Here is a 12,397-nt window from a genome sequence, read left to right as displayed (position 1 = left end):
TCTATGTAAGCGGACTTACTCCATAGATCACATCATTTTCAGGGCGCCCTCACCGGCGCCCTTTCTTTTGCCCGCGAAAAGGCGGCACCCACCTACGAACGTAGCCCGGGAATTGGCGCAGAGGAAAACACCCAAGGCAGGAATTGCAGAGACGTAGGTTGGGCTGAGGCACGAAGCCCAACGCATCCAAGCCGATCCCAGCCTCGATGTTGGGCCTCGCACGCTCGGCGCCAACCTACGAATGCACCCCAAACGTAGCCCGGGCTTCAGCCCGGGAGATCGGCAAGAAGGGAAAGGGAAAAATCAGAAGCAGCGGCCCATGTATTGCACATGGGCCGCCGTCGAAGGTCAGGACGCCTTCGGCTTCACCGGTGCCTTGGGCTCCGGCTTCTGGAAGGGGTACAGGTGCTGGCGCAGGATGCCGTCCGGCAGCGGCTTGCCGAAGACGCCGTAGCGGGTCGGCCACTCCTTGGGCGGCAGCTTGAAGGTGCCGAACACCATGTCGACGATCGGCAGGTGGATCGCGTAGTTCTTGTAGATGTAGTCCGGGTGCCGGGCGTGGTGCCAATGGTGGTAGCGCGGCAGCACCAGCAGGTAGTTGAACCAGCCGCCGTCGATGCGCACGTTGGCGTGGGCCAGAACCGCCTGCACGCCCACCAGGATCACGTAAGCGTTCATCGCCTGGGGCGAGAAGCCCATCAGCATCAGCGGCACCAGCACCCCGGTGCGGGTCAGCAGGATTTCCACGAAGTGGATGCGCGAACCGGCCAGCCAATCCATCGAGGTGCTCGAGTGGTGCACCGCGTGGAAGCGCCACAGCCAGGGCACCACGTGGTACAGGCGGTGCAGCCAGTACTGGCCGAGGTCCGCCACCAGCACCGCGAGGATGAACTGCAGCCAGATCGGCAGCGACTGCACGCCCGCCTGGAAGGCCGGCGAAACCGCCCAGCCACCCAGCAGCGTGGACGAGGCGGTGACGAAGATCAGGATGAACTGCACCAGCATGTGGCTGACGAAGAAGTACGCCAGGTCGGTGCGCCAGTGCGGGCGCAGGATGTTCTGCTGCGGGTCCTTGGCGTAGAGCTTCTCCAGGGGGATGAAGACGATGGCCGAGACCAGCAGCGCCAGCACGAACCAGTCCAGCCCCAGGGAATAGGGCGTCTCGCCGATGGTCTCGAACTGGATGTTGCTGCCACCGAGGAACACCGCCAGCCCGGACGCGATGATACCGGTGAAGCCCAGGCGCTTGCGGCGGTTGAGCAGGATGTTCAGGGTGCCCAGGGAGAACGACGCCACCAGCCCCACCAGCAGCACGGTACGGGCGAACTGCTCGCTGTAGACCTTGCGGAACTCGGCGAAGGTCAGCCACTCGGGGAACAGGAAACACAGCACCGCGCACAGGCTGAGCAGCCCCAGCGCCGCCGACAGGTAACCGCTGATGCGCCCCTCACCGATCCGGAACGGATCATGACCGTGGCGCTGGAAATAGGCCTTGATAGCCTGCATTCGCACATCCTCCATGAAGTCGGCAGAAGAGCCGCTCCGAATCTTGACGTCCACACCTGACCCCAGGCCACCTGTTCCGACGAACGCCCGGGACTTCCGTGACCTGCGTCGCGATCCGGCGCCCCTTTCACGGGCCGAACCAACCGCGCCCGCCCATGCTCATAACCATGAGCCCACAGCGAGACGTGCCCATGGACCTGGTCGTCGCGAGGCCCGAAGGCCTCTACTGTCCGCCCGGTGATTTCTACATCGACCCCTGGAAACCGGTGGAGCGTGCCGTCATCACCCACGGCCACGGCGACCACGCGCGCACCGGCAACGGCCACTACCTGGCGGCCGCCGCCGGCGAAGGCATCCTCCGTGCGCGCCTGGGCGACATCCGCCTGCAGACCCTCGACTACGGCGAGCGCCTGGACCACGGCGGCGTCACCCTCAGCCTGCACCCGGCCGGCCACGTGCTCGGCTCCGCCCAGGTGCGCCTGGAATACCAGGGCGAAGTCTGGGTCGCCTCGGGCGACTACAAGACCGAGGCCGACGGCACCTGCGCGCCCTTCGAGCCGGTGCGCTGCCACTGCTTCATCACCGAATCCACCTTCGGCCTGCCCATCTACCGCTGGCAGCCGCAAGCCTCGCTGTTCGCCGAAATCGACGCCTGGTGGCGCGCCAACCAGGCCGCCGGGCGCGCCAGCGTGCTGTTCTGCTACGCCTTCGGCAAAGCCCAGCGCATCCTCCACGGCATCGACGCCAGCATCGGCCCGATACTCGCCCACGGCGCCATGGAACCGCTCAATCGGGTCTACCGCGAAGCCGGCATCGCCCTGCCGGAAACCCGCTACGCCGGTGACATCCCCCGCAACGACCCGCTGCTGCGCCAGGCCCTGGTGCTGGCCCCGCCCTCGGCCGGCGGCAGCACCTGGATGCGCCGCTTCGGCGACTACAGCGACGCCTTCGCCAGCGGCTGGATGATGCTGCGCGGCACCCGCCGGCGACGCGGCGTGGACCGTGGCTTCGTGCTCTCCGACCACGCTGACTGGCCCGGCCTGCTCTGGGCCATCGAGCAGAGCGGCGCCGAGCGGGTGTTCGTCACCCACGGCTCGGTCAACGTGCTGGTGCGCTACCTCTGCGAACAGGGCCTGGACGCCCAGGGCTTCAGCACCGAATACGGCGACGAGGACGAACCCGCCGCGGCCGCGGAGGCGTCCCCGTGAAGGACTTCGCCGAGCTCTATGGCCGTCTTGACGCCAGCACCTCGAACAACGCCAAGCTGGCCGCCCTGCAGGACTACTTCGCCAGCGCCGCCCCCGAGGACGCCGCCTGGGCGGTGTACTTCCTCAGTGGCGGCAAGCCGCGCCAGCTGGTGCCGGTGCGCCAGCTGCGGGAAATCACCCTGGCCATCACCGGCCTGCCCGAGTGGCTGTTCGAGGAGAGCTACCAGGCGGTGGGCGACCTGGCCGAAACCATTTCCCTGCTGCTGCCGCCCAGCGTCCATCGCTCCGACGAGGGCCTCGCCACCTGGGTCGAGGACCACCTGCTGCCCCTGCGCGGGTTGCCACCGGCGGAACTGGCCGCCCGCCTGCCGCCGCTCTGGGCGCGCCTCGACCGCCTGAGCCTGCTGGTGTGCCTGAAGCTGGTCACCGGCGCCTTCCGCGTCGGCGTCTCGCGCCTGCTGGTGACCCGCGCCCTGGCCAACCTCGCCGGGCTCGACCCCAAGCGCGTCGCCCAGCGCATGGTCGGCTACACCGACGCCTCGCGCCCACCCAGCGCCCAGGGCTACGCCCGGCTCATCGCCGCACAGAGCGAGGCCGAGCACCTGGAACGCGGCGGCCTGCCCTACCCCTTCTTCCTCGCCCACCCGCTGCAGGCGGACGTGGCGTCCTTTGCCGACCTGCTCGGCCCCCCGGCGAACTGGCTGATCGAGTGGAAGTGGGACGGCATCCGCGCCCAACTGGTGCGCCGCGACGGCCACCTGTGGATCTGGTCGCGGGGCGAGGAACTGGTCAGCGAGCGCTTCCCCGAGCTCCACGGCCTGGCCCACGTCCTGCCGGACGGCACCGTGATCGACGGCGAGATCCTGGTCTGGAAGGACGGCCGCGTGCAGCCCTTCGCCCTGTTGCAGCAACGCATCGCCCGCAAGCGCCTGACCCGCAAGGTGCTCGACGACGCCCCCGTGCGCCTGGTGGCCTACGACCTGCTGGAATGGCGCGGCGAGGATTGGCGCCAGCGCCCCCTGGCCGAGCGCCGCGAACGCCTGGAGCAGTTGCTGGAAGAGCTGAGCGACCCGGTGCTGGAGCTGTCCCCCGAGGTGCGCGGCGAAAATTGGCCCGACCTCGCCCGCCAGCGCGAAGGCGCCCGCGCCCTGGGCGTCGAAGGGATGATGCTCAAGGCCCGCGACGCGCTCTACGGCGTCGGCCGCACCAAGGACCAAGGCACCTGGTGGAAATGGAAGCTCGACCCCTACAGCGTCGACGCCGTGCTGATCTACGCCCAGCGCGGCCACGGGCGCCGCGCCAACCTCTACACCGACTTCACCTTCGCCGTCTGGGATGGCGATGACGCCAGCGCCGAGCGCGCCCTGGTGCCTTTCGCCAAGGCCTACTCGGGCCTCACGGACGAGGAGATGCGCAAGGTCGACGCCATCGTCCGCCGCACCACGGTGGAAAAGTTCGGCCCGGTGCGCAGCGTCACCCCCACCCTGGTGTTCGAGCTGGGTTTCGAGGGCATCGCCCTGTCCAAGCGCCACAAGAGCGGCGTCGCCGTGCGCTTCCCGCGCATGCTGCGCTGGCGCCAGGACAAACCGGTGGCCGAAGCCGACACCCTCGCCAGCCTCCAAGCCCTGCTGGCCGATGCCGCGCCGGAGCCCGAGGCTTGAGCCGCGCCCCCCGCCCCTCCTCGCGCTGGTTCGGCGACCGTGGCTGGCGCCCCTTCGCCTTCCAGAAAAGCCTCTGGCGCGCCGTCGCCCAGGGCCGCTCCGGCCTGCTCCACGCCACCACCGGCGCCGGCAAGACCTACGCCGCCTGGTTCGCCGCCCTCGATTTGCTGACCGGCGCCACGCCCACCCGCAAGGAGCGTGGCAAGGGCCAGGTGCTGCCGCTTTCGGTGCTGTGGATAACCCCCATGCGCGCCCTGGCCGCCGACACCGCCCGCGCCCTGCAGGCGCCCATCGACGCGCTCGGCCTGCCCTGGAGCCTGGGCCTGCGCACGGGCGATACCGGCAGCGCCGAGCGCGCCCGGCAATCGCGCAACCTGCCCAGCGTGCTGGTCACCACGCCGGAAAGCCTGACCCTGCTGCTGACCCGCGCCGACGCCGCCCAGGCCTTTGCCGGGCTGCGCATGGTGGTGGTCGACGAATGGCACGAGCTGCTCGGCAACAAGCGCGGTGTGCAGCTGCAACTGGCCCTGGCACGGCTGCGCCTGTGGAACCCCTCGCTCGCCACCTGGGGCCTGTCCGCCACCCTGGGCAACCTGGAGCACGCGCTGCAGGTGCTGGTGCCCAGTGGCGACGGCCTGCTGCTGCAGGGCGAGCAGCGCAAGCGCCTGGAGGTGGACACCCTGCTGCCGGCCAGCGTCGAGCGTTTCCCCTGGGCCGGGCACATGGGCTTGCGCATGCTGCCGCAGGTGGTGGCGGAGCTGGAAGGCAGCGCCAGCAGCCTGGTGTTCACCAACACCCGCGCGCAGTCGGAAACCTGGTACCAGGCCCTGCTCGCCGCACGGCCGGACTGGGCCGGGCTGATCGCCCTGCACCATGGCTCGCTGTCCCGCGAGGTGCGCGAATGGGTGGAGAACGGCCTCAAGCAGGGCCGCCTCAAGGCCGTGGTGTGCACCTCCAGCCTCGACCTGGGGGTGGACTTCCTCCCCGTGGAGCGGGTGCTGCAGGTGGGCACCGCCAAGGGCGTGGCGCGGCTGATGCAACGGGCCGGCCGCTCCGGCCACGCGCCGGGCCGCGCCTCGCGGGTGACCCTGGTGCCCACCCACAGCCTGGAACTGGTGGAGGCGGTGGCCGCGCGCCAGGCCATCGCCGAGCGCCGCATCGAAGCGCGCCTGAGCCCGGAGAAGCCGCTGGACGTGCTGGTCCAGCACCTGGTGAGCATGGCCCTGGGCGGCGGCTTCCAGGCCGAGGCGATGCTCGCCGAGGTGCGCAGCTGCTGGGCCTACCGCGCCCTGGGGGATGACGAATGGGCCTGGGCCCTGGCCTTCATCCGCCACGGCGGCCATTCCCTCACCGCCTACCCCGAGTACCGCCGCGCCGAGCCCGACGACAGCGGCCGCTGGCAGGTGCCCAGCGCGCAGCTGGCACGGCGGCACCGGCAGGGCATCGGCACCATCGTCAGCGACGCCAGCCTGCAGGTGCGCTTCTGGGGCAAGGGCGGCGCCGCCGGCTCCCTGGGCAGCATCGAGGAAGGCTTCATCTCGCGCCTGCGCCCGGGCGATGCCTTCCTCTTCGCCGGCCGCCCACTGGAGCTGGTGCGGGTCGAAGACATGACCGCCTACGTGCGCCGCAGCGCCGCGCGCAAGGCCGCCATCCCGCGCTGGAGCGGCGGGCGCATGCCCCTCTCCAGCGAACTGGCCGATGCCCTGGTGCACCAGTTGGGCGAGGCCGCGCGGGGCCGCTACGACAGCCCCGAGCTGAAACTGGTGCGCCCGCTGCTGGAACTGCAGCAGGCCTGGTCGGCGCTGCCCGACGAGCACAACCTGCTGGCCGAGCGCCTGAAGAGCCGCGAGGGCTGGCACCTGTTCCTCTACCCCTTCGCCGGCCGCCAGGTGCACCTGGGCCTCGCCAGCCTGTTGGCCTGGCGCCTGGCCCGGCAAAGCCCCGTGAGCTTCTCCATCGCCGTCAACGACTACGGCCTGGAGCTGCTGGCAGCCACCGAGGTGGATTGGGCCGCATGCCTGGGCCCCGGGCTGTTCAGCGAACACGAACTGCTCGACGACCTGCTGCACAGCCTCAATGCCAGCGAGCTGTCGCGCCGGCGCTTCCGCGAGATCGCCCGCATCGCCGGGCTGGTGTTCGTCGGCCGCCCCGGCGCCAGCAAGAGCACCCGCCAGTTGCAGGCCTCCAGCGGGCTGTTCTTCGACGTGTTTCGCCAGTACGACCCGGACAACCTGCTGCTGCACCAGGCCCGCGAAGAGGTGCTGCGCCAGGAGCTGGACCTGCCGCGCCTGGAAGATTGCCTGCGACGCATCCGCGAGCGCGAGCTGCGCCTGGTGGAAGTGCCGCGCCCCACGCCCCTGGCCTTCCCGCTGCTGGTGGAGCGCTTCCGCGAAGGGCTGAGCAGCGAGAAGCTGGCCGACCGTATCGCCCGCATGGTGGAGCAACTGGAGCGCGCCGCCGACAAGCCGCCGCGCCGGAGCCGGGCGCGATGAACGCCGCGCTGGAGGTGGAACTGGCCGGCACCTGTGTTCTGCTGCTGGCCGATCGCGCGCTGTACTGGCCCGAGGAAGGCTGCCTGCTGGTGGCCGATATCCACTTCGGCAAGGCCGCCAGCTTCCGCCGCCTCGGCCAGCCGGTGCCCAGCGGCACCACGGCGGCCAACCTGCAGCGCTTGGACCGGTTACTGCATGAGCACGGCTGCCGCCGCCTGGTCTTCCTCGGCGACTTCCTGCATGCCCGCCAGGGCGCCGAGGCGCCGCTCTGGCCGGTGCTCACCGCCTGGCGCACCGGGCATCCGCACCTGGCCATCGACCTGGTGCGCGGCAACCACGACCGCCACGCCGGCGACCCGCCTGCGGCCCTTGGCTTCAGCCTGCACCACGAGCCGCTGGCCCTGGGGCCCTTCGCCTTGCAGCACGAGCCCGAGCCGCACCCGACGCTGCACGTGCTGGCCGGCCACCTGCACCCGACCGTCCGCCTGCGCGGCCCCGGCCGCCAGAGCCTGCGCCTGCCCTGCTTCCGCCTCGGCGAACGGCTGAGCCTGCTGCCGGCCTTCGGCGAGTTCACCGGTGGCATGGACCAGGCCATGGATAACGCGACGCGGGTCTTCGTCTGCGGCGACGGCGGCGTCTGGCCCGCCTTCCCCGGCTGACGCCGCCTGGCTTGATGGCCTATGGATGGCCGCAGGATGTCGTCTTTTTTGCTGTTTTTCTGAACTTACGCGCCAGGGAGCACTCAGAACCTATGCATTGTTCATTGCTCCCTGGCGCCCACGTTGGCGCCTATTTTTTTGCCCAAAATTCGCCCACCGGCTGTCGTAGCCCTGGTGGCAACCGTCAGAAGTAGTAACCCAGGTTCAGGTTGGTACGGAAAATCCACTGGTTGCTACGGGAGGACGTGGCGCTGGTGAATCCGCTGCCGCTTTCCGCCCCGCCGAAGGGGTTGGCGTTGCGACCCCAGGTGCAGTCCAGCCACGCCACGATCGGCGCGGCGATGAACTGCACCCCGGCGGTGACCATCTGCGAGTCATCCCACTCGTGCCTGTCCTTGAGCATCCGGCTGTAGTCGTTGTAGAACCGCAGCTTCTTCAGCATCCCCATACCTGGTGTCGGCACCTCATAAGCGACGTTGAGGGCCAGCACCGACGCCCGCGCGGCGATGAGGTAGGCCGGCGTCAGGCCGTTGCCCCCCATCAGGATGACGTCGTCGCTGACCCCGGCCGGGTTCTGTGCATCGAATGCGTAGCGAATCCCTTGGGTGGTGATGGTCCAGGGCCCGGTGTTGAACACCGCATGCAGGCCGGCGGCCCAGTAGTCGCCGTCGTCGCCAGTGGTGCCGTTGTGCAGGCGCGCCGTGGCGAGCGAGCCTCCCAGCTCGGCCTTCCAACCCTCGCCTGCGGCGTGGTGAGCCACACGCAGGTTCACCTGGTCGCGCTTTTCGTTGTCCTGGCGCGAGTGGATGGCCGGAATGGCGTTGTCGTTCAGGTCGGCGTAGCGCCCCACTTCCGACGAGTAACGGAGGTCGCTGGGCAGCATGCGCGGGAAGTAGCCCGCCTGGATGTGCCAGCCGTCATCCTGGTAGACGTACTTGGCCCCCGCCCCGGCGCTCACGCCATAACCGAGGAAGAAGGGGATGTGGAAGCTCCAGCCAAACTGCGGGTAGGGCGCCAGGCCGAAGGGCTTGAGCGGCGCGCCCAGTTCCAGGCTGGAGGTATCGCTGAACCTGTAGCCGACGAAGCCGCGATCGATGGATCGCTTGCCATCATCCTGGAACCAGTAGCCCAGGTCGGAAAAGAAATCCCCGTGGGTGGCCTGTACATCGACGCGGAAGGTGTCGAACAGGAAGCGACCCTTGTTCTCGGAGGTCTTCCAGTGTTCATCGCGGTAGTTCACCCGCAGCGCCCCGCCGATATCCAGCGTGCTCAACCCATCGTCGCTGCGCAGGCTGACATGGGGGAAAGGCTTGGACGGTTCGGCCAGTGGCATGGCAGCGGCCGGGACCGCCAGGACGATATTCAGGGACAGGGGGAGCAGATACTTGTTCATTCCGACCTCATCTACGAATGCGCCAAGACGCGCTTCAAGCAAGCCGAAACCACCACCTGGGCGACCCGGCGACATGACCGTCGCCGAGCCGGAAACCCAGGTGCTTCGCTTATTGCCGTTTTTTGTTGTTGTGCGGCCTTTCCAGGCCTACAGGTCCAGCACCAGGCGCGCGCTGCGGGCGCCGGATACACACACCATCATGGTCCGGTTGGCGGCCTTCTCCGCCTGGGTCAACACCGCATCGCGATGGTCCGGCTCGCCTTCCAGCACCGCCGTCTCGCAGGTACCGCAAACACCCTCGCGGCAGCTGCAGTCCACCTCGACCCCCGACTCCAGCAGCGCCTCCAGCAGGGACTTGCCGCTCGGCACCTCGATGACCCTGGCCGAGCGCGCCAGTTGCACCTCATAGCCGCCTCGCGGAGCCTCAAGCGCCTGGGGCACGGCGGCAAAACGTTCGACATGGACGGCGTCGTGACCCAGGCTTTCGCAGAGGCTCTCGAACGCCTCGATCATCGGCGCCGGGCCACAGCAGTAGAAGTGCGCGCTGGATGGACGTTCGCCAAGGAAGGCCCGCAGGTCGACGGGGCCGCCCTGCTCGTCGTCGAAGTGCAGCGTCACCGGCACCTCGGTGACCGCTGCCAGCTCGGCGACGAAGGCCGCCTCCTTGCGCGAGCGGGCGCAGTAGAGCAGCTCCACCGAGCGCCCGAGGGCGCGCAGGCGGTTGAACATGCAGTAGATGGGGGTGACGCCGATGCCGCCCGCAACCAGCACCGAGTGCCCGGCACCTTCGTACAGCTGGAAGTGATTGCGGGGCGGCGAAATGGTCAGCGGCATGCCCACCCGCAGCTGCTGGTGCACATAGGCCGAGCCGCCCCGGCTGTTGCGGTCGTGAAGGACACCGACCACATAGCGGCTGCAGTCCTCCGGCGAGTTGAGGAGCGAGTAGCTGCGCACCAGGCCGTTGCCCAGGTGCAGGTCGATGTGCGCCCCCGGGGTGAAGGGGCTGAACACCTGGCCGCCCTGGGGCCGCAGCTCCATGCTGACGATGCCGTCCGCCTCGTAGCGAAGCGTATGGACGAAGGCCATCACCTTGCTGTGCTGTGTCATGGGCTACCTCCTCGAGGCGGGGTCGCAGCGGTACGGATCGAGGTCCGGGGTCATAGTTGTCGGGCCTCGATCAGCTCCACCTGGGTCCTGGCCAGGCTCTTTAGGTGGCGGCGCAGGCGTGCCAGGCCCAGGTCATGCTGGTAGAGGTTCTCCCGCTGGTTGGCGTCGGCCTCCATGAATTCGAGCATTTCCCGGTCCTGCTCCAGCACTGCCCAGTGGCGAGCCTCCAGGCGGTTCTTGTAGAGGAAGCGCCAGGTGTCGCGCTGCCAGCCGGTGAGCGCCCGGCAGCGCCAATGGAACACGGCGGCGAGGTCGTGCGCGATGGGCGTGTAGCTGCCGACGATATGGAAGTTGCCGCCCGGGCCGCCGGTCTTGGGATAGGGAATTTCCAGCCGCATCCAGTGCACACCGGAGTCGGCCCACTCGGTCCAGTCGAAGTTCACCCCGCGCTGGCCCTCCTTCTCGAAGATGAAGCCGGTGTCGGTATCGCGGGTGACGAACTTCGCCTGGCCTGCGCCTTCGGACATCGAGTGGGACTGCTTGTGCAGGTAGGTGCCGTGCATGGGGTCCATGACGTTGTCCAGCACGTAGCGGTAGTCGCCGCGCCATTCGGTGTAGCAAAGGAAGTGAGAGAAGCCCGGGTCGGTCAGTTGTTCCGGCAACACCAGCGGCGGTGCCTGCTCGACGTTCTGCGCCGAGTTGTAGAGCCAGACCGCACCCGCCGCCTCGGTGACATGGAACCAGCGGGTCGCCTGGCTGCCCTCCAGCTTGCAGCCGGGGCTGCCAGGCACGCGGGTGGCGACGCCATCACAGCGCACCTCCACGCCGTGGTAAGGGCACTGCAGGCGGTCGCCCAGGTTGACCCCGCGCGACAGTGGCGCCCCGCGGTGCGGGCAGTGGTCTTCCAGGGCGTGCAGGGTGCCGTCGGTGTCGCGCCAGAGCGCCAGCTTGTGGCCCAGGCGACGCAGGGAGACAGGCCTGTCAGCGATGAAGCCGACCGGGCAAATGGGAAACCAGAGGTTCTTCAGGCCATTGGCCAGGAGGTTTTCAACAGGGTCCACGGTACTCATATCGTTTTCCTCTTGGAGGGAACTCACTCACCCAGACGGGCCATCAGGGCGGCATAGGTCGCTTCGGTCCAGGGGACGCCGCCCGGGCAGGTGGGGCCGGCCTGGTTGAGGTAGCCCAGCAGGCCAGGCAGGTCGTGCAGGCCGGCGGCGTAGGCACGCTCGATGGAATCACCGAGCAGGTCTTCGAAGGTGTTCGGCTCGCGGGTACGGGCCTGGTGCGGTTCGAGGTAGCGGTCTTGCATGTCATGGGCCTCCATGGATGACCCGTTCACGAACGGCTGGGTGAACGGGGAAGTCGTGGGTTGGATGGCACTCACTCAGGTTCCGGTGCCCGGTTTCTCGGTAAGGAAGCGGCCTTGCGGCGCCTCGGCGCTCTTCTGCCGCCGCGTGTGGCCGTCGAGGCCACCGGCGATGGCCCACTCGGCGAATACGCTGGGGCCGGGCTCGAAGGTCCGCGCCTGCCACTCGCCGGTGAGCTGGTCCTCGTCGGCGTAGTACTCCACCAGGGCGCCCGCCGGGTTGCGGAAGTACCAGAAGTAGGCGGAGGACACGGGATGTCGCCCCGGGCCGATCTCGGTGTCCCACCCACAGCGGGCGATGTGCATGCCGCCACCGAAGACCTCGTGGATGTCGCGCACGATGAAGGCCACATGGTTCAGGCCGGCGCGAGCCTGGGGCAGTTGCAGAAGGAAGAGGTCGTGGTGGCCGCCCTCTTCTGCGCAGCGCATGAAAGCGCCACGGTCGGGATAGCGGTCGGAGCAGACGAAGCCGAAGCGCTCGCTGTAGAAACGCTCGCAGGCATTCACGTCCCTGACGAAGAACACCACGTGGCCGACCTCGATGGGCTGGGCCCGCTCGTAGATCGGGCTGGCCTGGTTGATCCGGCCCTTGAACTGCCAGGTGTTGGACTGGCCGCACTGGACCTGGATAGCGCGCTTGCGGGTGACCTGGAAGCGAATCGCCAGGCCGTTGGGGTCGGTGCAGCCGATGCGCCCCTCGCCTTCGGTGAAGCCGGGATCACCCGCGATGCGCTCGGCGTAGCGCTTGAGGTCGGCTGCACTCGCCACGCCCCAGACCACCTCGCGCAAAGTGGAGCCAACCTCGATGGCAGGTGGCAGGCCGGGCTTGTCCAGATGGACCAGGATCACCCGGCAGCCGTTGAGGGTCTCGAAGACGACCTGGTCCTGGCTCGCCAACACCTCCTCGAGCCCCCAGTCGGCGAAGAAGCGCCGGCTGCTGGCCAGGTCTTCCACGCCGTAGGTGATTTCGTCGATGCCCAATACGCTCATGGCGCTCTCCTC

10 protein-coding genes are annotated in these 12,397 nt (G+C 68.7%); 4 read left to right on the top strand and 6 right to left on the bottom strand.

Annotated features, from left to right (window positions below):
* Positions 1 to 348 precede the first annotated feature (348 nt).
* Positions 349 to 1,506 carry a sterol desaturase family protein gene (locus tag RTW82_RS25150; protein WP_316926810.1) on the bottom strand — a complete coding sequence of 386 codons (1,158 nt, stop codon included), beginning with the start codon at positions 1,504 to 1,506 and terminating at the stop codon, positions 349 to 351.
* 191 nt (positions 1,507 to 1,697) lie between these two features.
* Between RTW82_RS25150 and RTW82_RS25145 the strand changes: the two genes are divergently transcribed.
* Genes RTW82_RS25145 through pdeM form a run of 4 tightly spaced genes read left to right on the top strand, consistent with a single transcriptional unit; the run spans position 1,698 to position 7,526 of the window.
* On the top strand, positions 1,698 to 2,714 hold the full coding sequence (locus tag RTW82_RS25145; RefSeq protein ID WP_316926809.1) for a ligase-associated DNA damage response exonuclease: 1,017 nt from the start codon (positions 1,698 to 1,700) through the stop codon (positions 2,712 to 2,714).
* A complete protein-coding gene (locus RTW82_RS25140) occupies positions 2,711 to 4,375 on the top strand; it encodes an ATP-dependent DNA ligase (RefSeq protein ID WP_316926808.1) in 1,665 nt (554 codons plus the stop codon). The genes RTW82_RS25145 and RTW82_RS25140 overlap by 4 nt, the downstream gene beginning before the upstream one ends.
* Positions 4,372 to 6,867, top strand: coding sequence for a ligase-associated DNA damage response DEXH box helicase (locus RTW82_RS25135; protein WP_316926807.1), 2,496 nt, complete (start codon positions 4,372 to 4,374; stop codon positions 6,865 to 6,867). The genes RTW82_RS25140 and RTW82_RS25135 overlap by 4 nt, the downstream gene beginning before the upstream one ends.
* Positions 6,864 to 7,526 (top strand): ligase-associated DNA damage response endonuclease PdeM, encoded by a 663-nt coding sequence (gene pdeM / locus RTW82_RS25130; protein WP_316926806.1) that lies wholly within the window; start codon positions 6,864 to 6,866, stop codon positions 7,524 to 7,526. Before RTW82_RS25135 ends, pdeM begins: the two co-directional genes overlap by 4 nt.
* Before the next feature lie 184 nt (positions 7,527 to 7,710).
* Here the strand turns inward: pdeM and RTW82_RS25125 are convergent, their stop codons facing one another.
* From RTW82_RS25125 to RTW82_RS25105, 5 genes are all read right to left on the bottom strand, one after another.
* Positions 7,711 to 8,919, bottom strand: coding sequence for a hypothetical protein (locus RTW82_RS25125; protein WP_316926805.1), 1,209 nt, complete (start codon positions 8,917 to 8,919; stop codon positions 7,711 to 7,713).
* A 147-nt stretch (positions 8,920 to 9,066) separates the two neighbouring features.
* Entirely contained in the window at positions 9,067 to 10,026 is a 960-nt protein-coding gene (locus RTW82_RS25120) for a PDR/VanB family oxidoreductase (protein ID WP_316926804.1), read from the bottom strand.
* Positions 10,027 to 10,076: 50 nt separating this feature from the next.
* Positions 10,077 to 11,096 (bottom strand): aromatic ring-hydroxylating dioxygenase subunit alpha, encoded by a 1,020-nt coding sequence (locus RTW82_RS25115; RefSeq protein WP_316926803.1) that lies wholly within the window; start codon positions 11,094 to 11,096, stop codon positions 10,077 to 10,079.
* Positions 11,097 to 11,119: 23 nt separating this feature from the next.
* On the bottom strand, positions 11,120 to 11,338 hold the full coding sequence (locus RTW82_RS25110; protein WP_184491500.1) for a recombinase-like helix-turn-helix domain-containing protein: 219 nt from the start codon (positions 11,336 to 11,338) through the stop codon (positions 11,120 to 11,122).
* 75 nt (positions 11,339 to 11,413) lie between these two features.
* Positions 11,414 to 12,385 carry a VOC family protein gene (locus RTW82_RS25105; RefSeq protein WP_316926802.1) on the bottom strand — a complete coding sequence of 324 codons (972 nt, stop codon included), beginning with the start codon at positions 12,383 to 12,385 and terminating at the stop codon, positions 11,414 to 11,416.
* Positions 12,386 to 12,397: the final 12 nt, after the last annotated feature.

The organism is Pseudomonas sp. zfem005 (genome assembly GCF_032621735.1).
GTDB lineage: Bacteria > Pseudomonadota > Gammaproteobacteria > Pseudomonadales > Pseudomonadaceae > Metapseudomonas > Metapseudomonas solani.
This window is presented reverse-complemented; position numbering and strand designations above follow the sequence as displayed.